Origin of the sequence: Patulibacter minatonensis DSM 18081 (genome assembly GCF_000519325.1) — a bacterium.
In the GTDB taxonomy this organism is placed as follows: Bacteria; Actinomycetota; Thermoleophilia; order Solirubrobacterales; family Solirubrobacteraceae; genus Patulibacter; species Patulibacter minatonensis.
In genome coordinates this window covers 4101556-4123402 of the sequence record NZ_KI912613.1, presented here as the reverse complement: position 1 = coordinate 4123402, position 21847 = coordinate 4101556, and the positions used below count along the sequence as shown (strand labels likewise).

At 69.9% G+C, this 21847-nt stretch carries 19 protein-coding genes; 15 read left to right on the top strand and 4 right to left on the bottom strand.

Going from position 1 to position 21847, the window contains the following annotated elements:
• Positions 1–92 precede the first annotated feature (92 nt).
• The 12 genes from PATMI_RS0119255 to PATMI_RS0119200 all read left to right on the top strand — a co-directional run bounded on the left by PATMI_RS0119255 (position 93) and on the right by PATMI_RS0119200 (position 14835).
• Positions 93–1361 (top strand): PucR family transcriptional regulator, encoded by a 1269-nt coding sequence (locus PATMI_RS0119255; RefSeq protein ID WP_026912061.1) that lies wholly within the window; start codon positions 93–95, stop codon positions 1359–1361.
• A gap of 191 nt (positions 1362–1552) precedes the next feature.
• Entirely contained in the window at positions 1553–3046 is a 1494-nt protein-coding gene (locus tag PATMI_RS0119250; protein WP_036726141.1) for an aldehyde dehydrogenase, read from the top strand.
• Positions 3046–4155, top strand: a complete 1110-nt coding sequence (locus tag PATMI_RS0119245; protein WP_026912059.1) for an NAD(P)-dependent alcohol dehydrogenase — start codon at positions 3046–3048, stop codon at positions 4153–4155. The genes PATMI_RS0119250 and PATMI_RS0119245 overlap by 1 nt, the downstream gene beginning before the upstream one ends.
• Before the next feature lie 25 nt (positions 4156–4180).
• Positions 4181–5473 (top strand): cytochrome P450, encoded by a 1293-nt coding sequence (locus PATMI_RS0119240; RefSeq protein WP_036726140.1) that lies wholly within the window; start codon positions 4181–4183, stop codon positions 5471–5473.
• 12 nt (positions 5474–5485) lie between these two features.
• Positions 5486–6724, top strand: coding sequence for an NAD(P)/FAD-dependent oxidoreductase (locus tag PATMI_RS0119235; RefSeq protein WP_026912057.1), 1239 nt, complete (start codon positions 5486–5488; stop codon positions 6722–6724).
• Between the two features lie 31 nt (positions 6725–6755).
• Positions 6756–7070 carry a 2Fe-2S iron-sulfur cluster-binding protein gene (locus tag PATMI_RS0119230; protein WP_026912056.1) on the top strand — a complete coding sequence of 105 codons (315 nt, stop codon included), beginning with the start codon at positions 6756–6758 and terminating at the stop codon, positions 7068–7070.
• A 63-nt stretch (positions 7071–7133) separates the two neighbouring features.
• Positions 7134–8045: a DUF7064 domain-containing protein gene (locus PATMI_RS0119225; protein ID WP_157260863.1), complete on the top strand. Its 912-nt coding sequence runs from the start codon at positions 7134–7136 to the stop codon at positions 8043–8045.
• Between the two features lie 14 nt (positions 8046–8059).
• Positions 8060–9901 carry an AMP-dependent synthetase/ligase gene (locus tag PATMI_RS31690; RefSeq protein WP_169738395.1) on the top strand — a complete coding sequence of 614 codons (1842 nt, stop codon included), beginning with the start codon at positions 8060–8062 and terminating at the stop codon, positions 9899–9901.
• Positions 9898–10929: a phosphotransferase family protein gene (locus PATMI_RS0119215; protein WP_026912054.1), complete on the top strand. Its 1032-nt coding sequence runs from the start codon at positions 9898–9900 to the stop codon at positions 10927–10929. Before PATMI_RS31690 ends, PATMI_RS0119215 begins: the two co-directional genes overlap by 4 nt.
• Before the next feature lie 157 nt (positions 10930–11086).
• The gene (locus tag PATMI_RS31685; RefSeq protein WP_211241755.1) at positions 11087–12952 is read left to right on the top strand and encodes an LVIVD repeat-containing protein; all 1866 of its coding nucleotides are present in this window, start codon (positions 11087–11089) and stop codon (positions 12950–12952) included.
• The gene (locus PATMI_RS0119205; protein ID WP_157260862.1) at positions 12933–13769 is read left to right on the top strand and encodes a DUF305 domain-containing protein; all 837 of its coding nucleotides are present in this window, start codon (positions 12933–12935) and stop codon (positions 13767–13769) included. Before PATMI_RS31685 ends, PATMI_RS0119205 begins: the two co-directional genes overlap by 20 nt.
• Positions 13770–13887: 118 nt before the next feature.
• Positions 13888–14835 (top strand): alpha/beta hydrolase, encoded by a 948-nt coding sequence (locus PATMI_RS0119200; RefSeq protein WP_026912052.1) that lies wholly within the window; start codon positions 13888–13890, stop codon positions 14833–14835.
• Positions 14836–15302: 467 nt separating this feature from the next.
• On the opposite strand, the gene PATMI_RS35085 is transcribed toward PATMI_RS0119200, so the two are convergent.
• Positions 15303–15929: a TetR/AcrR family transcriptional regulator gene (locus PATMI_RS35085; protein WP_026912051.1), complete on the bottom strand. Its 627-nt coding sequence runs from the start codon at positions 15927–15929 to the stop codon at positions 15303–15305.
• Between the two features lie 142 nt (positions 15930–16071).
• Here PATMI_RS35085 and PATMI_RS0119190 point away from each other — a divergent pair, with 142 nt between their 5' ends.
• From PATMI_RS0119190 to PATMI_RS0119180, 3 genes are read left to right on the top strand one after another with little or no spacing between them, the layout of a single operon-like run.
• On the top strand, positions 16072–16392 hold the full coding sequence (locus PATMI_RS0119190; protein WP_007578589.1) for a 2Fe-2S iron-sulfur cluster-binding protein: 321 nt from the start codon (positions 16072–16074) through the stop codon (positions 16390–16392).
• Positions 16393–16433: 41 nt separating this feature from the next.
• Positions 16434–17876, top strand: coding sequence for a cytochrome P450 (locus PATMI_RS0119185; protein WP_051472409.1), 1443 nt, complete (start codon positions 16434–16436; stop codon positions 17874–17876).
• A gap of 32 nt (positions 17877–17908) precedes the next feature.
• Entirely contained in the window at positions 17909–19150 is a 1242-nt protein-coding gene (locus tag PATMI_RS0119180; RefSeq protein WP_026912049.1) for an NAD(P)/FAD-dependent oxidoreductase, read from the top strand.
• 91 nt (positions 19151–19241) lie between these two features.
• Here PATMI_RS0119180 and PATMI_RS0119175 read toward each other — a convergent pair whose 3' ends face one another.
• From PATMI_RS0119175 to PATMI_RS31675, 3 genes are read right to left on the bottom strand one after another with little or no spacing between them, the layout of a single operon-like run.
• Complete coding sequence (locus tag PATMI_RS0119175; protein WP_026912048.1) at positions 19242–20018, bottom strand: sulfite exporter TauE/SafE family protein; 777 nt, start codon at positions 20016–20018, stop codon at positions 19242–19244.
• Positions 20019–20052: 34 nt separating this feature from the next.
• Positions 20053–21453, bottom strand: a complete 1401-nt coding sequence (locus PATMI_RS0119170) for an MBL fold metallo-hydrolase (RefSeq protein ID WP_026912047.1) — start codon at positions 21451–21453, stop codon at positions 20053–20055.
• The gene (locus PATMI_RS31675; protein ID WP_036726137.1) at positions 21450–21791 is read right to left on the bottom strand and encodes a rhodanese-like domain-containing protein; all 342 of its coding nucleotides are present in this window, start codon (positions 21789–21791) and stop codon (positions 21450–21452) included. The genes PATMI_RS0119170 and PATMI_RS31675 overlap by 4 nt, the downstream gene beginning before the upstream one ends.
• Positions 21792–21847: the final 56 nt, after the last annotated feature.

Below are 21847 nucleotides of genomic sequence, written 5' to 3'. Positions count from 1 at the left end.
GGCCCTCGGGAGCCGATGTCGGGCGTATGCTCGCCCCAAGAACGTCTCCACAATCTTCCTCTCCCCGCGAGCGCGGGTTCGCGAGGTGCGCAATGCCTGACGACCTGAACCCGCTCCCGGACGTCGACCTCAGTGACCTCAACCTGGTCACCGTGGTGGACCGCGTCGCCACCGGCGCGCGCGTCCAAGAGGTCGCCGCCGTGCTGCTCCCCCGCGTCCCGGAGATCGCGGCGACCGTCAACGCGCACGCCACCGCGGCGGTGCCCGCCCTGGTGCCCTACGACGACGATGTGTCGCGGCAGACCGTCGCCCACAGCTCCGCCGACAACATCGGTGTCGTCATCTCGATGCTCGCCTACGGCCTCCCGGCGAGCACGATCGTGCCCCCGGCCGGCGCTCTGGAGCTGTTTGAGCGGATGGCCGAGCGCGAGGACGGGCTGCTGCATCTCCTCCGGGCGTATCGCATCGGCGTCTCTGACCTCTGGCAGATCTGGGCCGCCCACGTCCGCGACACGGTCTCCGATCCCGTCGAGGCCCACGAGGTACTGGCCCTCAGCACCGCCCAGCTGTTCACCTTCATGGACCGCATGTCCGAGCAGTTCACTGATCGGTGGGCCGACGCCCGGCGACGACATCGCCAAGGCCTCGACGTCTCACCCGAAGAGCTCGTCCGCGGCGTCCTCCTCGGACAGGTCGGCGACCGCGAGGCCCTCGCACGCCTGAGCTACGACAGCGAACGAACGCACGTGGCCGTGGTGATCCCCGACCTCCTGCCCGACGGGGAGACAGAACGCATCGTCAGCCGCGCACGCCTGGCGGTGCGCGCCCTCACCATCTCCGTCTCCGAGGCCGCCGGCACCGTCATCTGGTTCGGACTCTCCGGAACCCCCGACACCCGCACCCTGAACGCCCTCGCAGACTCACTCGGCAACGTCCGCGGGCTCGGCATCGGCGAGCCGGCACGCGGCGCCGACGGGTTCCGCTCGACCTACCGCGAGGCACTCGACGCCCGCCGGATCGCAGCTCTCAGACGGAGCACCGGGCCCACCTGGTACCACGACGTCGCCCTGCTCTCTGCGCTCTGTGCTGACCCGGTGCGAGCGCGGGCGCTCGTTCGCAGCGAGCTCGGCCCGCTCCTCTCCGACGACGAAGGGCGCCGGCGGCTGCGCGAGACCCTTGCGGCGTATCTGGAAGCCGGCGAGAGCCACGTCGCGGCCAGCGCTGAACTGCACGTCCATCAGAAGACGGTCGCCTACCGGATCAAACAGGTCGAGGACCTGCTCGGACGGAAGATCGCCGACCGGCGCACCGAGTTGGAAGCCGCGTTGCTCGTGCACCGGGCCATCGGCGTCGACGCCTGACGGAGCCGGCGTCGGCCGGCGGCCCGGCGCCGGCCCGGGTGTGATCGAGGTCACGTGCTCCTGTGGGGAGTCGACGTTGTCGTCGGGAGCGAATGGCAGCGACGCGGCGCGATGGGAGGGTCGAACGACGTCCGGGACACCGGACTGACGGGCGACCGACAGGTCGCGACCACGAGATCCGGGAACGGTTGATGGCCACCACCGAGCAGGCGACGACGACGCCGATCACCTACGACAAGCTCTTCCTCGGGGGAGCCTGGGAGGCACCCGCCGGCGAGTCCACCATCGAGGTCGTGTCGCCCAGCACCGAGCAGTACGCCGGCTACGTCCCCGAGGCATCCGAGACGGACGCCGACCGGGCCGTCGCCGCCGCACGCCGCGCGTTCGACGATCCGTCCGGCTGGGCCACCTGGACCCCCGACGCTCGCGGGGAGGCGCTCGAGCGTCTCGCGGTCGCGCTCGAGGCCCGGGGACCGGAGATGGCCCGGCGGGTGAGCCTGCAGAACGGGATGCCGATCTCGATCTCCACGGCCCTGGAGGCGGGATTCCCGCCCATGTTGCTGCGCTACTACGCACAGCACGCCCGCACGACTCCCGCTGCCGAGGTTCGCCCCGGTCTGCTCGGTGGTCACACGCTCGTGACGCGCGAGCCGGTGGGCGTTGTCGCGGCGATCGTTCCGTGGAACTTCCCGCAGGCGCTCACGATCCTCAAGCTCGCGCCGCTGTTGGCCGCGGGCTGCACCGTCGTCATCAAGCCGGCCCCGGAGACCGTATTCGACGCGTTCCTGCTGGCTGAGGCGGTGGCCGAGGCCGACCTTCCCGCGGGCGTGGTCAGCGTCGTCCCGGGCGGCCGCGAGCTGGGAGCCCACCTCGTCTCCCACCCCGGGGTCGACAAGGTCGCGTTCACCGGCTCCACCGCTGCAGGCCGAGCGATCGGCCGCACGTGCGGTGAGCTGCTGCGGCCCGTCACGCTCGAGCTCGGCGGGAAGTCCGCGGCGATCGTGCTCGACGACGCCGACCTGGCGTCCAATCTCGAAGCGCTGTTCGGCGTCACGCTGATGAACAACGGCCAGACGTGTTGGTTGAACTCGCGGATCCTGGCCCCGAAGAGCCGCTACGACGACGTGCTCGAGGTGCTTTCCGGCCTCGCCGGCGGCGTCACGATTGGTGATGCGCTGGACCCCGCCACGCAGATCGGGCCGATGACGTCCGCCCGCCAGCGCGAGCGCGTCGAGGGCTATATCGCCACGGGCCGGGCCGAGGGCGCACGCGTGGCGACCGGCGGCGGCCGCCCTGCCGGTCTCGACAAGGGCTTCTTCGTGGAGCCCACCGTCTTCGCCGACGTCGACAACACCGCCACGATCGCCCGCGAGGAGATCTTCGGGCCGGTCCTGTCCGTCATCCCCTACGCCGACGTCGACGAGGCCGTCGCGATCGCCAACGACAGCGAGTACGGGCTCGGCGGCACCGTCTGGACGTCCGACGCCCGCCGCGGCGTCGACGTCGCCCGCCGCGTGCGCTCCGGCACCATCGGCATCAACGCCTACGCCAACGACCCGACCGCACCGTTCGGCGGCATCAAGTCCAGCGGCATCGGCAGTGAGCTCGGACCCGAGGGCTTCGCCGCCTACCAGCAGGTCAAGTCGATTTACCTCGATGCCGCCGACTCCGGAGAGGGACTCTGATGCCCCGCACCATCACCGCAGCCGTCACCCATGAGGCAGGGGCACCGTTCGCGCTGGAGCCCGTCGAACTCGCGGATCCGGGGCCGGGGGAGGTGCTCGTCGAGATCCGCGCGATCGGGATCTGCCACACCGACATCGCGGCACGTGACGGCATCTTCGGACTGCCGTACCCGATGGTCCTCGGCCACGAGGGCAGCGGCGTCATCGCACAGGTCGGCGCGGACGTCTCGAGCGTCGCCGTCGGCGACCACGTCGCCCTGTCGTTCGACAGCTGCGGGCACTGCGGGCCGTGCGAGAAGGACCATCCGGCGTACTGCGGACAGTTCCCGGCCCGCAATTACGGCGGCCGCCGCCCCGACGGCTCCACGACGACAACCCAGGACGGCCGCGACGTCACCGCGAGCTTCTTCGGCCAGTCGTCGTTCGCCACCCACGCCATCGCGACGGAACGCAACGTCGTGAAGGTCGACCGGGACCTGCCACTGGAGCTCCTCGGACCGCTCGGTTGCGGGATCCAGACCGGCGCGGGTGCCGTCTTCAACAGCCTCGACTGCCCCACGGGATCGTCGCTCCTGGTCGTCGGCGCAGGCCCCGTCGGACTGGCCGCCGTGATGGCGGCGAAGGTCCGAGGCTGCGCCGCGATCATCGTGTCCGAGCCCTCGGCCGATCGCCGCGCCCTCGCGCTGAAGCTCGGCGCCACGGACGTCCTCGATCCACGCGACGGCGACCTCGCCGACCAAGTACGAACGCACCTCTCCGACGGTGTCGACTACGCATTCGACACCAGCGGATCGGTCCCCGTCATCGAGTCGATCATCGGCACCCTGGCGGCTGGCGGCACCCTCGGGCTCGTCGGTGTCCCGGGCGACTTCTCCGCCTCCATGGCGCTCCCGCTGATCCCGGCGATGGCCGGCGGTCTGACGGTCAAGGGCATCACCGAGGGCGACAGCGACCCGCAGACGTTCATCCCCGAGCTGCTGAAGCTCTACCGCGACGGGCGCTTCCCGTTCGCGGACCTGATCACCACGTTCCCGTTCTCGGCCATCAACGAGGCCGTCGAGGCCCAGCACCGGGGTGAGGCGACGAAGGTCGTCCTCGTCCACGACTGACCCCCCGAAACCAAGGCTGACCCACATGAGCACCCAGTTGGACATCCCCGTCATCCCGGACGACATCGCCAAGGCCGCGGTCCTCCCGACCTCCTACAAGGACGAGAGCTACCTCGAGGCGTACGCCTGGCTCCGGGCGAACATGCCGTTCGGTCGCGCCGACATCGAGGGCTACGACCCGATCTGGCTCGTCACCAAGCACGCCGACATCATGGAGGTCGAACGCAACGCCGACCTCTTCCACAACGGCGACCTCAACAACATCCTGCAGAACAAGGCCAGCGACGAGTTCCAGACGATGCTCGCGGGCGGCACCATCCGCGTGCTCGACTCGCTGACCTACATGGACGCGCCGGAGCACACCGCCGTCCGCGGCATCACCAAGGACTGGTTCATGCCGGCCCGCATCCGGCCCTATGAGGACGCGATGCGCGGCCACGCCCAAGAGGCGGTCGAGCGGCTCCTCAGCTTCGACGGCGCACTGGACTTCACCCGCGAGTTCGCGCTGCACTACCCGCTGCGCGTGATCATGTCGCTCTTCGGCGTGCCCAAGGAGGACGAGCCGCTGATGCTGCAGCTCACGCAGGACTTCTTCGGCACGCAGGACCCCGACGAGCAGGAGGCCGCCGGCCTGGCGATGGACCCGACCGCCGCAGCCCAGCAGTGGAAGACGGCAATCGACGGATTCCACGACTACTTCACGGCCCTGTCGGACGAACGGCGCCGCAAGCCGACGGGAGACCTGCTGTCGCTGATCGCCAACTCGACCCTGGACGGCGAGCCGCTCGCGCAGAACATCCAGAACGGCTACTACGTCGCGATCGCCGCAGCCGGCCACGACACCACGTCCGCCTCGATCGCGGGCGGCCTGCTCGGGATGATGCGGTTCCCCGAGGCGTGGAACGCGGTCAAGGCCGACGACAAGCTGATCCCGGGGCTGGTCGACGAGTCGATCCGGTACACGTCGCCGGTCAAGCACTTCATGCGCAACACGACGCAGGCGACGGAGTTCCGTGGCCAGCGGCTGGAGTCGATGGAGCGCCTGATGCTGCTCTACGGCTCGGGCAACCGCGACGAGGACCTCTTCGAGCGCCCCGACGAGTTCGATCCGTCGCGTCGCCCGAACCGGCACATCGGGTTCGGATACGGCCCGCACATGTGCATCGGCCAGCACATCGCCAAGCTCGAGATGCGAATCCTGTGGCAGGAGATGCTGCCGAAGGTCGCGTCGTTCGAGCTCACCGGCGATCCCACCTGGCTGCAGACGAACTTCGTCGGCGGCCTCAAGACGCTGCCCGTGCGCTACAACGCGGCCTGAGCCGACCGACGCATGGCCGGTCCGCTCAACGAGAACTCCCGCGTCGTCATCGTTGGCGCCGGCCACGGCGGCGTCGCCGTCGCCGGACGGCTTCGGCAGGCGGGGTACGACGGGAAGATCGTGCTCCTCGGGGACGAGCCCGGTGCGCCGTACCACCGGCCGCCGCTGTCGAAGACGCTCCTGGGCGAGTCGCACGCCCAGCCGCTGAAGCCCACGTCGTTCTACACGGACCAGCGGATCGACCTGCGGTCGGGGGTGTCGGTGGTCGGAATCGATCGCCGCCATCGGAACGTCCAAACGGCGCACCACGGCACTATCGGCTACGACACACTGGTCCTGGCCACCGGCTCCCGATCCCGGCCGCTGAAGGTCCCCGGGAGCGACTTGGACGGAGTGGTGGAGCTCCGGACCGCAACCGATGCCGAGAGATTGCGGGGACTGCTGCGCCCCGGGACGCGGCTCGTCGTGGTCGGCGGCGGGTACGTCGGTCTCGAGGTCGCCGCCGCCGTTGCTCCCCACGGCATCAACGCGACGATCATCGAACGCGAGGACCGGTTGCTCGCGCGGGTGGCGAGCCGGGAGCTCTCGGCGCACCTCGAGGCGGCCCACCGCAACAGCGGGATCGGCGTCCGATGCGGCGCTGAGGTCGCTGCGTTCGTGCCCCGGCCCGACGGTGCCCTTGCGGGTGTGCAGCTCAGGGACGGTCGGCGCGTCGAGGCGGACGTCGCGCTCGTCGGGATCGGCGCGCTGGCCGATGATGCACTGGCCCGCGATGCGGGACTCGCCTGCGACGACGGTGTTCTCGTCGACGAGGACTCGCGTACCGACGATCCCTCGATCTGGGCCGTCGGCGATGCGACCCGCCGACTCGTGCGCGGAGCAGACGCGGCCGTGCGACTGGAGAGCATCCCGAGCGCCACGGAGCAGGCGAGCATCGCCGTCGCGGCAATGCTCGGACACGATCGTCCCGCGACCGAGGTGCCGTGGTTCTGGTCCGATCAGCTCGGCCACAAACTGCAGATGGCGGGCTTCGTCCACATGGGGGAGGAGACCGTCGTGCGCGGTGATCGCGCAACGGACCGGTTCGCGCTCTTTCACCTGAAGGACGGTCGCATCGTCGCCGTGGAGGCGGTCAACTCCGCACGCGACTACATGGCCGGGCGCAAGCTCATCCGTGACGCGGTCCCTGTCGATCGCCGCCGTCTCGCCGACACCGAGACACCGCTCCGAGCCGTTGCGCTCGTGGCTTGAATCCTGACGACCACTCGACCCACACCTTCGTATGCCGACCATCAACTTCATCGACGCTGACGGCGTCGTGACCTCCGCCCAGGGCGCCTCCGGGAACACCGTCATGGACATCGCGGTTGCCCAGAACGTGCCCGGGATCGTGGCCGAGTGCGGCGGCTCGTGCTCGTGCGCGACCTGCCACGTTCACCTCGACCCCGAATGGGCGCCGCGGGTGCCGGAGCCGGACCCTGAGGAGACTGACCTCCTCGAGTTCCTCGAGGGTGCCGACGAGCGCTCCCGGCTCTCCTGCCAGCTCGTCATCTCCGACGAGCTCGACGGCATCACGGTGCACGTCGCCTCGAACTGAAAGCCCAACCGGATCCTGCTTCCTCGCTCAAGAAGAGACGCCTCGATGCCGCCGCACGACCCCATGACCGTCAGCACGCTCACCGCCCAGGACGACCTCCGCCACCGCGTCCCGGAGGGGGTGAAGGGCCGGGACAGCCTGTTCTGGAACCTGATCCTGCCGGAGGAGCAGCTCGGGCTGCAGGTCTACACGATGGTCGATCACAACGGCTGGGCCGGCCGGCAGCTCGCCGTCTTCGGCCCCGGGCCGGAGCCGCTGGCGCTGGAGATGGAGCACGGGATCAAGGTCCCCGACGACCAGGACTTCGACGCCTGGCGCGTCGGCGGCCTGGAGATCGACCTGCCCGAGCCGCTCTCGCGCGCCGAGATCCGGTACGCCGGCGACGGCGTCTCGCTGGAGTACTCCTACACCGGCCTGCACGCGCCGTTCAGCTACACCCGCAACCCGGTCGGCTGCCCGCAGTGGATGGCGATCGACCGGTTCGAGCAGACCGGCAGGGCGACCGGGACGCTGAAGGTCGACGGCCGCACGATCGACTTCGACACGCTGGTGCACCGCGACCACTCCTGGGGCCGGCGCAACTGGCGCTTCCCGCACCACTGGAAGTGGCTCTGCGCCCAGACGCCGGACGGCGTCGGCCTGAACGCGATGCTCTGGATCGCCCGGGGGGAGCTCGGCGTCAACGGCTACGTGCTGCGGGACGGCGAACCGGTCGCGTTCACCGGGGTGCGGCAGTCGGCGAGCTACGACGACGACATGACCCAGCGGCACATCGAGGTCGAGTTCGACGACGAGCGGGGCGGCACCACCGCGATGGTCATGGATCGCTACGCCGTGGTGAACATGCCGTTCGGCACCGACACGACGGTGACCGAGGCCGCCTGCACCGTCACGATCGACGGCGCCCCGGGCCACGGCCAGTGGGAGTGCCTCTGGCCGACCTCCTACGTCCAGCACCTCGCGGCCAGCGAATGACCGAGGAGCAGGCGATGGCACAGGAAACGATGACGCGGGTGCTCGACCGGCCGACGGTGGCGGCGGCGTTCTTCGCCGCAGTCGATGCATACGGCGATCGGACAGCGGTGCGGCAGCACGGGTCGGAGCGGTCGCTGTCGTTCGCGGAATGGGCCGAGGGCGCGTCCGAGCTCGCGGCCGGGCTGCACGCCGTTGGCGTCCGCCCCAGGCAGCCCGTCGCGTTGTTGCTCGACAACGATGTGGACTTCCCGGTCGCCGACATGGGCGCCGTGATCCTGGGCGCGGTCCCGTTCTCGCTCTACAACACCGCACCAGTCACGCAGATCCTGGAGAACATCGACAACTCCGAGGCACCGGTCGTGATCGCCGGCGCGCGGTACGCGTCGGTCGCGCGCGAACTGGTCGGCCTCAGGCCTGAGATCGTCGAGACGTTGGTGATCGTCCCCGCGGACGGGGTTGAGGTCGACCCCGCCGGGGCCGTGCCGGGCGAGATCGGCCTCGCCGAAATCGTGGAGCGCGGCCGCGACACGGCCTTCGACGCACGAGAGGGTGCGTCGATCGTGGCGGGGGAGGACCTCGTCACGCTCGTCTACACCTCCGGCACCACGGGCCCGCCGAAGGGCGTGCAGTACCGGCACGACAGCGTGATGTTCATGCTGCGGTCGTTTCGCGAGCGGCTCGGTCTCTCCCCGGAGGGGCGCGTGGTCGCGTACCTGCCGATGGCGCACATCGCGGAGCGGCTGCTCGGCTACTACATGGGCATGGCGTACGGCGCAACGCAGACGCTGCTGCCCGAGATGCCCCGGCTAGCCGAGGCACTGCGAGAGGTCCGACCGACCCGCTTCTTCGGCGTCCCGCGCATCTACGAGAAGCTCCTCGTCGCCGCCGAGGCGTCGGCCGCGCGCGCGGCGGGCCCTGACGGTGTGGCGGCGCTCGAGGCGCTGCTCGACGAGCGGATGCCGTGGATCGCCGAGAACGGTCCGCTCGAGGACCCGCAGGCGGGCGTCCCCAACGCCGCGCGCGTCGCGTTCGACGCCGCCCGCGAGGAGATCGGCCTGGACCAAGCCGAGTGGCTGATCATGTCCGGCGCCCCGTGTCCCGCCGCGCTGCTCCTGCGGTTCCATGCGCTCGGACTGCGGGTCAACGAGTTCTACGGCGGCTCGGAGAGCATCTCCGGCACGAGCAACCCGCCCGGCGCCATGAAGCTCGGGACCGCGGGGACGGCGCTGCCGGGCGTCGAGCTGCGGCTCGCGGACGACGGCGAGGTCCTGCTGCGCGGCCCGAACATCACGCCGGGCTATCTGAAGGACCCCGAGCGCACGGCGGAGGCGATCGATCCGGACGGCTGGCTCCACACGGGCGACGTCGGGGTGCTCGACGCGGACGGCTACGTGAAGATCGTGGACCGCAAGAAGGACATCATTATCAACTCGGCCGGCAAGAACATGTCGCCGACGAACATCGAGTCCGCGATCAAGCTGGGTGCCCCGCTTGTCGCGCAGGTGGTGTGCGTCGGCGACGCGCGGCCGTACAACGTCGCGCTGCTCGTCCTCGACGCCGACGTCCTGCGGTCTTTCGCGGACCGCCACGGCTTGGCGGGCGCGACGCCCGCCGAGCTGGCCGACGACCCGGTCGTGCGGGCGGAGCTCGAGCGCATCGTCGCCGCGGGCAACGGCCGGCTCTCGCGGGTCGAGCAGATCAAGCGCTTCGGGGTGGTCCCCGCCGAGTGGACGCCGGGGGGTGAGGAGCTGACCGCGACGGGCAAGCTCAAACGCCGCAGCGTGGTGGCGCTCTACGCCGACGACATCGACGCGCTCTACGCGCCGGCGCATACCCCGACGGGCGGTGCCCGATGACCGCCACCGAGGTGCCGGCGGCCGTCGATCGCGACGCGCTGGAGCGGTGGCTCGTGGACCGCGGCGTGCTGAAGCGCATCGAGGAGATGCGGCCGATCGGCGACGGCCACTCGAACATCACGCTGTTGGTCGGCGACGGGGCCCGGCGGGTCGTCGTGCGCCGTCCGCCGCCGCCGCCACTGCCGCCCGGTGCGCACGACGTGCTCCGCGAGGCCCGGGTCCTGCAGGCGCTTGACGGGACCGGCGTGCCGGTTGCGAAGGTCCTCGGCGTCGACGACGTCCCCGTGGTCGCGGACGTCCCGATGTACGTGATGGAACACGTCGCCGGCGTGGTCCTAACCGACGACACCCCGGAGCCGTACGCCGACCCTGCGACGCGCCGTCACGTCGGTGAGCGCCTCGTCGATGCGTTGGCCGCGCTGCACGCCGTTGATTGGCGCGCTCAGGGACTGGAGGGCTATGGCAAAGCCGACGGCTACCTCGAGCGGCAGCTCCGCCGCCTCGGGAAGCTCATCGACGGCGGAGTGCAGCCCGAGGGGCTCGACGAGCTCGGCGGCCGGCTGCGCGCCACCATTCCGGAGAGCGGCCCGTCCACGATCGTGCACGGCGATTACCGGATCGGCAACCTCATGCTCCGGCCCGACGAGGAGCAGCCCGTCGTCGCAGTCCTCGACTGGGAGCTCGGCACGATCGGTGATCCGCTCGCCGACCTCGGCTACCTGGTCGCGACCTGGGCGTACCCCGGCGCACCCGAACATCCGCTGACCCGGCTCTGCATGGTCACGACCGAGGACGGCTACCCGTCACCGGGCGAGCTGGCGGCACGGTACGCCGAGAAGACAGGCCGCGACATCTCGGAGCTGTCGTGGTACGGAGCGTTCGCGCTCTGGCGTCTGGCCGTGCTCTTCGAGTACGGACGCCGACGCCACGAATCGGGCGACGGCGACCCGTACTACGCGGACCCGACGATGGTCAGCGACTTCGTGGCCGCAGGTCACGCAACCGCAGACCACCGATACGGGCGCTGACGCCAGGCCCACGGATGCTGCGTACTCCTCGGCGGAACATCGTTTGGCGCGCGAGGATGGTGACAGGGCTCACAGAGGGTGAGAGGTTCGAGATGCGCACCGTGGCCGCCTCGCCGCCGCGCGGCGTGTCAGCCAGACCGCCCCCGAAGGAGCTCGCATGTCCTCGTCATCACATTCCGGGCCGCCGGCCTCATCGTCGTCCGTCAGGGTCAACGTTCGGCGTTCTGTCCCTGCCACCCGCCGGTTGCTCGGGCCGGTCGCGGTGCTCCTTGGTCTCCTCGCCGTGTATCCAGGTGCTGCGACTGCCGCGACGCCCGGGGTTGCCCCAGGTCAGGCGGCTCCCGCCACGTGTGGCCCGGGCTCGAGGCCCGAGACCGGGTTGCAGGGCCGGGTCAGCATCGACCAACGCAGGAGGGGGGCGAGCAAGACGGGGACGTCGTGCAACCTCGAGCTCGTCGGCCAGCATCAGGGCAAGGGTGCATCGTGGGTCAGCCCCACCTACAAGCACTGCACGTACACCCCGAGCTCGTTCCCGGCGAGCTTCACCGACGGCGATCCAGGCGTGCACGTCATCGATGCCTCCGACCCGCGACGACCGTTTCGCAGCGCGACGCTGAAGAGCCCGGCGATGATGTTCGGTCCTTGGGAGTCGCTGAAGGTCAACGAAAAGCGCGGCCTGCTCGGCGGCGTCGCGGTCGGACCGGTCGTCGCCGGTGGCCTGTTCTCCGTCTACGACATCAAAGACGACTGCGCCCACCCCAAGCTCCTCAACGGCGTCGGCGACTCCGACCTCACCCTGCCGGCCAACGCCCTGGCCCACGAGGGCGGCTGGTCTCCGGACGGCCGCACCTACTGGTCAACCGGCCTGGTCCCCGGCTCGCTGACCGCGATCGACGTCGACAATCCGAAAGCACCGCGCATCTTCTGGACCGGCATCGTGACTGCCGTCGGCGACCACGGCTTCTCGTTCAGCGATGACGGCAGCCGCATGTACCTCTCGACGATCCCCGGCGGCGTGAACATCTACGACGTCAGCGACATCCAGACCCGCAAGGCTGGGGCGACGGTCCGCCAGATCTCGGGCGCGCAGTGGGACGACGGCTTGATCTCGCAGGTCACCGTCCCGATCACGAAAGCCGGGAAGCCGCTGTTGATCTCGATCGACGAGATCGGCAACGTTGCGCGAAGCGGCGGTGCCGTCCGCTTCGTCGACATCAGCAACGAGCGTGATCCCAAGGTGGTCTCGACGCTCCGGCTTGCCATCCAGCTGCCCAAGAACGTCGCCGCCAGCACCGCGGACCTCGACGGAAACGGTCTCTTTCACTACGACGCGCACTACTGCACCGTCGATCGGCCGAAGGACCCAACCGCCCTGGCGTGCGGCTACTTCAACTCCGGGATCCGCGTGTTCGACATCCGCGACATCGCGAACCCGAAGGAAATCGCCTACTACAACCCCGGCGCCCAGACCGGGAAGAACGGCGACCTTCCCGACTCCGAGCACGCCGCCGGGCTCGCCGGGCTTCTGCCGACGCTCGACCAGGCGATCTCCGGCTCGCTCAACGGCCTCGTCGACGGCATCGCCGGACGTGCTGGCTCGATCGCGTCCGGTCGGCCGGTCAGCACCCTGACCGCGGACTGGTGTTCCTCACCGCCGGTGTTCCACGGCTCCGACGAGCTATGGGCGACCTGCCAGGACAACGGGTTCTTGGCGCTCAAGTTCAAGAACGGTGCCTACCCCTTGAACCCGACCGCAGCGCCCGCAGCGTGCACCAGCCGCCGGAAGATCCTCCGTCGATTCCGGAAGGTTCCGACCGGTGCTCGAATCACGCGGCTACGTGCGACGGCGAACGGTCGCCGCATCACCGTCAGGAAGGTCGGACGTCGGACCGTCCGCGTCACGCTCGTCGGGCTGGCCCGCGGGAAGTACAAGGTCCGGGTCACCGGACGGCTGTCGACGACGCGCCGCACCGTCACCACTACGAGCACCCTGAGGACCTGCGGTGTCGGCCGCACGAGCTGAATCCGTCGTGCCCGCGGTCGGCGCGGCCGCGGGCACGATCCGGCCGACAGGCCGGCGTGGTCGCGTGGCGTTCGCCGCGGTCGTCGTTGCCGCCCTGATCGCCATCGGCGTGGCGTTGGTGGCAAGTGGCGGCGATGCCCACGAGCACGCGCCCGCCGCAGCGTCCGCTCCCGGCCCGGTCGACATCGGGTTCAGCCAGGACATGATCGTCCACCACCAACAGGCGGTGACGATGGCGCAGCTCGCGCCGACCCGGGCCACGCCGGGAGTGCGGGCCATTGCCAACGGCATCGCCACGACGCAGCTCGTCGAGATCGGAACGATGCAGGGCTGGCTCGGCCTCTGGGAGAAGCCGATCGTCGCCGCCGGGCCGCCGATGACCTGGATGGGACACGCGCAAGCAGCCGACGATGACTCGTGTGCGGGCCACAGCACCCACTCCGGAGGCTCGGCCGGGACGTGCCCCGAGGCCTCGGCGGATCATCACATGGCGACCACGAACCACTCAATGACCTCTGGCGGGCACGCCATGCCAACCACAGGTGGACCAGCTGCCGCGATGCCCGGAATGGCGTCCCAGACCGAAATGAACCGGCTCAGTGGCCTCCGCGGGAGGGCATTCGATCGGCTGTTCCTGCAGCTGATGCTCCGCCACCACCAGGGCGGAATCCAGATGGCCGGCGAGGCCTCGCGCACCGCCCGGCTTCGCGGCGTCCGCCTTGCGGCGGCGAACGAAGCACGCGACCAGGTCGAGGAGTCTGGTCTGATGCTCGTAATGCTCAAGGGCCTCAAGGCCCAGCCACTGGCGTCGCCGTGACCCTGGGCAGAGTGAATAGGTCGGCCAGACGGCGGGCTGCGCACGGCCCCGGTCCGATGCCGCACCCGCCTGTTGGGCGCACCACTGGTCAGCGACAAAACCCGAAGGAGCCTGGACGATGACAAGAGCGCTCGACCCCGAAATCGCCGAGGTGCTCGCACCGGTGCTCGGCCAACTGGCGACGATGGAGCCGCCGCCGCCCGGCGATGTCGCCGCGCGGCGCGAGCTCGTCGGTGGCTTGATGGCGACGTTCATGGCAACCCTTCCCGACGCACCACCGGTGGACGTTCAGGACGATACGTGCGTCGGCCACGGAGGTGCGACCGTCCCGCTTCGCGTCTACCGGCCCACGTCGGCGACCGGCGGGCTGGTGCTCTACGTCCACGGCGGCGGGATGATCCTCGGCAGCGTCGAGCTGTACGACCCGCTGCTGCGGTTCCTCGCAGGCTCGTCCGGATCGACGCTCGTTGCCGTCGACTACCGGCTCGCACCGGAGCACCCGCACCCGACACCGGTCGAAGACGCCTACGCCGCCCTCGTGTGGGCGGCCGAGAACGCCACATCGATCGGGTGCGAGCCTGGCCGGCTGGGCGTTGCCGGCGACAGCGCCGGGGGAGGAATCGCCGCCGGTGTCGCGCTCCTGGCCCGTGATCGCGGGGGGCCCGCCCTGACGCGGCAGGTGCTGATCTACCCGATGCTCGACGACCGCAACGTCGAGGCACCCGCGGACGCGTCGCCGGTCCAGACGTGGAGCTACGACGACAACGTCACCGGATGGGGTGCGCTGCTCGGGGACGCAGCAGGCGGGCCGGACGTGTCTGCCTACGCCGCGCCGGCCCGCGCCACCGACCTCTCCGGACTGCCCGCCACGTACGTGATGGTCGGCGATCTGGACATCTTCCGCGACGAGGACGTCGCGTACGCGGCCAGGCTGGCGCAGGCCGGCGTCGAGGTCGAGCTGCACCTCCACCCAGGCGGTCCGCATGCGTTTGAGCTGTTCGCGCCGACCACCGCGCTCGGAGGGCGCGCATATGCCGATGAGATCCGAGTACTGCAAGGCGTTTGAGCAGATCGGTGTCGAACGTCACCAGATCGAGAGCGGCGGTGGCGCCGAAATGAGACCAGCGCGGGCGAACGTTCGATAAGACTCGAAACGTCAACCCCGCAGGCCTCGGAACGGCCGCGGCGAACCCACCGCTGGCGGTCGGCGTCCAGAACGCACTCTCAGCGCCTCGTATAACGCCCCTTGCCCGGGAATCAAACCGGCTCATTGTTCGAGCGGCGATCGCGTCGACGGTGGCGGCGGTGGGCGGTCCGGTCCGCTCGACTCCGCCCTGTCGCGGATCGGGAGTGCCATCGTGGTGGAACCGCGGACGGCCCGCCTAGAGCGGGGGAACTGGAGCGGCGTCGGTATTCGAACTGGCCGTGGTGGAGGTCTGCGACCTCTCCGCGGCACAGGCCGGCGCCGGCCATGAGGAGCACGATCGAAGGGTCTCCGCCGGGGTGCTCTTCGGTTTGGTGCGCGGCGGTGCCTCAGGTGTCGGACCGCACCATGTCTGGGTGTGCTGCGGTCTTCAGCCAGGTCCGAAAGACGGCGATGGAGTCCTCAAGGGCGGGCGTGCTGCCGTTGATGGCCCAATCCAGGGCGAGGCCCTGCACCCATGCGAGGATGGTGATCTGGATCGTCTGCGCCGGGTACGCGAGATGGCCGCCGCGGGCGCGGTGCCCGGCGATCAGGCCGTCGATCATCCGGCGCAGCTGGTCGGTCGCCGTTGCGGCTGCTGGTGCGAGGGACGGGTTGGTGATCGCTTCGGTCTGCAGCCCCAGCCATGCGACCAGGAACGCCCGGTCGCGGGTCAGGCCGGCCCAGAACGCTTCGAAGCCGACGTCGATGATGCTGTCGGCGTCCTTCAGCGCGGCGACGGCCTGCAGGATCTGGTCGACGAGGCGGGCGATGAGGTGCTCGGCCGCGTTCGTCAACAGGCCCTCGCGCGAGGCGAAGTAGTACGGGATCGCGCGCTTGGGAACCCCGGCCTCCTCGGCGACGCGCTGCAGCGAGGTGGCGGCGTACCCGTCGCGGGCGAGGCAGCGCACGGTGGCCTCGAGGATCTCCTCGGCACGCCGGGCGCCCTTGCGAGTCAGATGCGTCGGGGTGCTCATCGGTCGTATTCTGCATCCACTCCCAGAACGTACCGCACGGTGCAGAAAAATGGTACGGTCGGCGCATTCCTGTCAGTGGGTCGCCCAGCGAGCGCCCCGGACGCTGAGCAGGCTTCGTCAAACCAATTGAGTGAGGGCAGTCATGGGGACCATCACGTTCGTCGAGCACGACGGCACGCCGCACCAGGTCGAGCTGGAGGACGGCTCGTCGCTGATGGAGCTGGCGACCAACCACGGCGTTCCGGGGATCGATGGCGACTGCGGCGGCGAGGCGTCGTGCGGCACCTGCCACGTGATCGTCGACGACGCCTGGATCACCACGACCGGAACGCGCACCGACCTCGAGAGCCAGATGGTGGAGATGTCGCCGGAGTGCGGCCCGAACTCGCGTCTGGCGTGCCAGCTGCGGGCCAGCCCCGCGCTCGACGGGCTGACGGTGCACCTCCCCGAGTTTCAGATGTAGCCCACCCCGTGTTCGAGCAGACGACCACCAAGCGAGAGACCATGACGACCAACAGCACCCTCTTTCAGCGGACCAAGGTCCGCGTGACCGACACGGTGCAGGCGACCGTGCCGGTCGACCGCGTGATCCAAAGCGTGGCCCTTACGCTGAAGGCCAAGCGCCTGGCCGGGATGATGAAGGCGCTGCGGTTTGAGGAACGACCGATCCCCGATCCGGCGGACGTGCCGCTGGAGGAGATCGACGTCAGCAACCCGTTCATGAACCGTCAGGGCCAGTGGTACCCCTACTTCGCGCGGCTGCGTGAGGAGGCCCCCGTCCACTACCAGCCCAAGAGCCCGTTCGGGCCGTTCTGGTCGGTCACGCGCTACGCCGACATCCAGGCCGTCGACTCCAACGCGGAGGTGTTCTCGGCCGAGCCCTACATCGTCCTGGGGCCTCCGCCGTTCAACGCCGAGATGTTCATCGCGATGGACCCGCCCAAGCACGACGTGCAGCGCCGGGCCGTGCAGGGCGTCGTGGCGCCGAAGAACCTCAAGGAGATGGAGTCGCTGATCCGCGAGCGCGTGCAGGACGTGCTCGACAACCTGCCGACCGACCGGCCGTTTGACTGGGTCGAGCGCGTGTCGAAGGAGATCACGGGCCGCATGCTGGCCACGCTGCTGGACTTCCCGTTCGAGGAGCGGCACAAGCTCACCTACTGGTCCGACACGATCAGCGGGTCCGCGGACGCCACGGGCGGCACGACGCACCAGGACGAGCTCTTCCCCGCCGCCGTGGACCTGGCGCGCAACTTCACGGCGTTGTGGCACGACAAGGCCGCCCGTCGCGCCGCCGGCGAGCCGGACGGCTTTGACCTCATCACCCTGATGCAGACGTCGGAGGACACCAAGGACCTGATCAAGAAGCCGTTTGAGTTCCTCGGCAACCTTACGCTGCTGATCGTCGGCGGCAACGACACCACCCGCAACTCGATGACCGGCGGCGTCCTGGCGCTCAACCGGTTCCCCGACGAGTTCGAGAAGCTCAAGGCCGACCCGAAGCTGATCCCGAACATGGTCTCGGAGATCATCCGCTGGCAGACGCCGCTGGCCTACATGCGCCGCGTCGCCAAGAGGGACGTCCACTTCGGCGGGCAGTTCATCCGCAAGGGTGACGTGGTGCTCATGTGGTACGTATCGGGCAACCGCGACGAGCGGAAGTTCGAGAACGCCGACGACTTCATCATCGACCGCAAGAACGCGCGCAACCACATGTCGTTCGGGTTCGGCGTGCACCGGTGCATGGGCAACCGGCTCGCGGAGATGCAGCTGCGGATCCTGTGGGAGGAGCTGCTTGAGCGGTTTGACCGCATCGAGGTGATCGGCGAGCCCAGCTACGTGCAGTCGAACTTCGTCAAGGGCTACAGCGACATGCAGGTGCAGCTCACACCGAAGCCGGTCCGCGAGCAGACACCTGTCCGCGTCGAGGCGACCTCGGGCGCCTGAGCCGCAACGGCGACGCGGAGAGGGACGACGGGATGAAACGCGACCGGGTGATCGTGGTCGGCGCCGGCCACGCGAGCGCGCAGCTCTGCGTGAGCCTGCGCCAGGGCGGCTGGGACGGGGAGATCGTGCTGGTCGGCGACGAGCCGTCGCTGCCCTATCAGCGGCCGCCGCTGTCGAAGACGTTCCTGCACGGCACGACGACGCTTTCTGACCTCCTGATCCGCGGGCCGGAGTTCTACGAGAAGGAGGACGTGACCTTCCGTCACGCCCGTGTCACCGGGATCGACCGCGAGGCCGGCACCGTCGCCCTCGACGACGGCGACGCGCTGTCCTACGACCGGCTCGTCCTCTGCACCGGAGCGCGCCCGCGCCCGCTGGACGTCCCCGGCGCGGACCTCCCGGGCATTCACGCCCTGCGGGACGCCGCCGACATCGAGGCGATCCGGGGCACCCTCCGGACCGCCCGCCGGGCCGTCATCGTCGGCGCGGGCTACATCGGTCTGGAGGCCGCCGCGTCGCTGCGGAAGCTGGGGATCGAGGTCGCGGTCCTCGAGGTTGCCGACCGCGTCCTGCAGCGGGTCACCGCCCCCGAGGTCTCGGCGTTTTACGACCGCGTGCACCGCGAGGAGGGCGTCGACCTGCGCACCGGCGTCGGCGTCGCAGGATTTGAGGGCGACGGGCACGTCCGGGCGGTCCGCCTCACCGACGGCACCAAGATCCCCGCGGACCTCGTAGTCGTCGGGGTCGGCGTCCTGCCCAACGTCGAGCTCGCCCGCGACGCCGGCCTGGCGGTCGAGAACGGCATCGTCGTCGACGAGCACGGCCGGACGGACGATCCGCGCATCTTCGCCGCCGGCGACTGCGCCAACCACTACGACGCTCGGTACGGGACGCGAATTCGCCTGGAGTGCGTCGCCAACGCGCTGGAGCACGCCAAGGCGATCGCCGGCGCGATCTGCGGCAAGCAGAAGCCGATCTCGGCCCTGCCGTGGTTCTGGTCCGACCAGTACGACCTGAAGCTGCAGATCGCCGGCCTGAGCACCGGCCATGACGAGGTCGTGCTGCGGGGAAACCCCGCTGACGGCCGCAGCTTCGCCTGCTTCTACCTTGCCGACGGCCGGCTGATCGCCGCGGACTGCGTGAACCGACCGAAGGAGTTCATGTTCAGCAAGCGCGCCATCACCCAAGAGCTCTCGCCCGACCGCGCGCTGTTGGCGGACCCCGACACGCCGCTGATCTCGCTCCTGCAGACCCCCGCCCGGAGCGCCCCATGAGCAACGCGACCGCCCTCGTGCAGGCGTGCGTGTCAGTCACCCATGCATCAAGCGGCGGCGACTGTTGATGTCACATCCGGGTACGTCGGGTTCAGCTGCCGGGCGGTCCGCCGAGGGCGAGGGTGTCGACGAGGAGGAAGATCGCGACAGCCCCGACAGTCAGCGCGAACCCCTGGCCGAGTAGACGCTGCGGGAGCCGGTCGCTGACACGGCTGCCAATGAGGGCGCCGAGCATCGTGGCGCCGGCGAGCGCGGCGGTGACGGGCAGGTCGATGGTGGTGCCAGTGGCGAGGTGGCTGGCCAGGGCGGCGAGGCCGGTGAGGGTGATGATCACCAGCGAGGTGCCGACGGCGCGGCGGAAGCTCATGCCGAACCAGAGCGTCAGGACGGGGACGATGACGAAGCCGCCGCCGACGCCGAAGAAGCCGGTGAGGATCCCGACGAGCGCTCCGGCGAGCACGATCTTGCGGATCGGGACGTCGGGGCAGGCCTCTTCGTCGCCGGTCTGGTCGGTGCAGGCACGGCGCCAGGTCAGGGCCGCAGCGAGTGCCATGACGGGCACGAACGTCAGGATCAGCAGTCGCGGGCTGACCTCCTGCCCCAGGACGGTGCCGGCCAGGGAGCCGGCGGCGGCCGGGATCGAGAACAGGATCGCCAGGCGGGCGCAGACGTGGCCGCCGCGCACCCGTGCGCCGGCGCCGACGGATGCGGCGAGCGCGACGACGATCAGCGATACGGTCGATGCCGGGTTGACGTCCTCGCCCAGGACGTAGACGAGGACGGGAAGCGCGAGGATCGCGCCGCCGCCGCCGACGGTGCCGACGATCAGTCCGATGAGGATCCCGAACGGGATCGCCAGCAACGTCACCCCAACGGTCCCGGGAGAGGGTCCGTCGCCCGGCTCACGCCTTCGAGGTGCTGCTGGTGGTCTCGAGGTCGTTGCCGAGGCGTCCCCACTTCGGGACGCCGCCGTCGACGACGTGGACGACGTCGTGGCCGCCGTGGCGGACGACGAGGCTGGCGGCGGTCGCGGCACGCTGCCCGGAACCGCAGATCACGGCGACGGGGAGCTCGGGGTCGAGGTCCGTGGGCCAGGAGGTGATGTCGTGCCAGATCGTGAGCGTCGAGCCGGGGATATGTCCGGCGTCGTACTCACTCTGGTCGCGGACGTCGAGGATCTGCAGGTCCGGGAACGCGGTGCGGTGGTCCTCGAGGTCCTCCACGGCCACGCGCGGGATGGTGTTGGTGGGTCGCTTCTCCTGACGCCAGGAGGTCATGCCGCCGTGGAGGTACCCGCCGAGCTTGCGGATCCCGACGGCGAGCGCGAGCTTGCCGGCCTCGTGGCCGTCCTGGTCGTCGCGGCCGATCAGAACGATCTCCTGCTCGCGGTCCGCCAGCCAGGCCAGCTTGGAGCCGAACCCGGCGCGGTGCATCGGCGCGCAGATCGCTCCGGGGATGTGCGCCTCGTCGAACTGCAGATCGGTGCGGACATCGACGACAAGTGCCCCCTCGGAGCGCTTGAGCTCGACCTGGCGGGGCGTCAGGGGCAGCAGCTGGACGCCCTCGGTGACGAGCGGTCCGCGATTGAGCTCCACGATGGCCTGGAAGTTCGGCGGCTGCGGCCCGAGCTTCGCCAAGGCCTCGTCGACGAACTGCTGCTCGTCCTCGATCTGGAGCGTGGGGTTGGCGCGGTGCTCGTAGCCGATGGTTGAGGAGACCTTCATGTCCATGCCGGGGCCGCCGCACATCGACCCGCCGAGGTGCCCGGGCCAGACCTCGACCTCGGGCGGGAGGACGAGCAGCTTGTCCTTGAGCGAGTGGAAGATGCCGCGGGCGCCTTCGGCCTTCTCGATCGCGAGGTCCGGTCGGGCGACGTCGTTGACGAAGAGGGTGTCGCCGGTGAGGACGGCCCAGGGCTGGTCGCTGCGCTTGGTGTCGATGAGCGCGAAGGCGGTGTGCTCAGGGCGGTGCCCGGGGGTGTGGATGGCCCGGACGGTGAGGCCGCCGAGCTGGAACTCGTCGCCGTCGTCGAACGGCTGGTGGGCGTAGTCGGGTTCGGCGAGGCGGTGGACGTGGATGGTGGCGCCGGTGGCGACGGCGAGGCGGCCGTGGCCGGAGACGTGGTCGGCGTGGTTGTGGGTCTCGAAGACGTGGTCGATCGAGACGCCCATGTAGCGCGCGAGGTCGAGGTACTCGTCGATCTCGAACCGCGGGTCGACGACGGCGGCGATGCCGGCCTTCTCGTCACCGATCAGGTAGCTGGCGCAGCCGAGGTCGTCGTGGGTGATCTGGCGGAAGATCATGCGGAGCCCTTCTTCGTGGGCAGGCCCTGAGCGTCCCAGGCGGTCATCCCGCCGACCACGTTGCGGACGTCGAGACCAGCGGTGGCGGCGGTCTTGGCGGCCTTCATGCTGCGGCCGCCGGCCTTGCAGACGAACGCGACGGGCCGGTCAGTGGGCAGCTCGCCGGTCCTGTCGGCGATCCCACCAACGGGGATGTGCATGGACTTCACCTTGGGAGCGAGCTGCCGGCGCTCGTCGGCCTCGCGGACGTCGACGAGGACGAGCTCACCGGTCTTGGCGGCGTGCTCGGCCTCCTTCGGGGTGAGGTCGATGATTTGGTGCTTCTTCCTGCCGAACATGCGGGGTGCTCCCTTGTCGGTCGTGCGGACGGTGCCCGGGGCCGCGCTCCGACTGC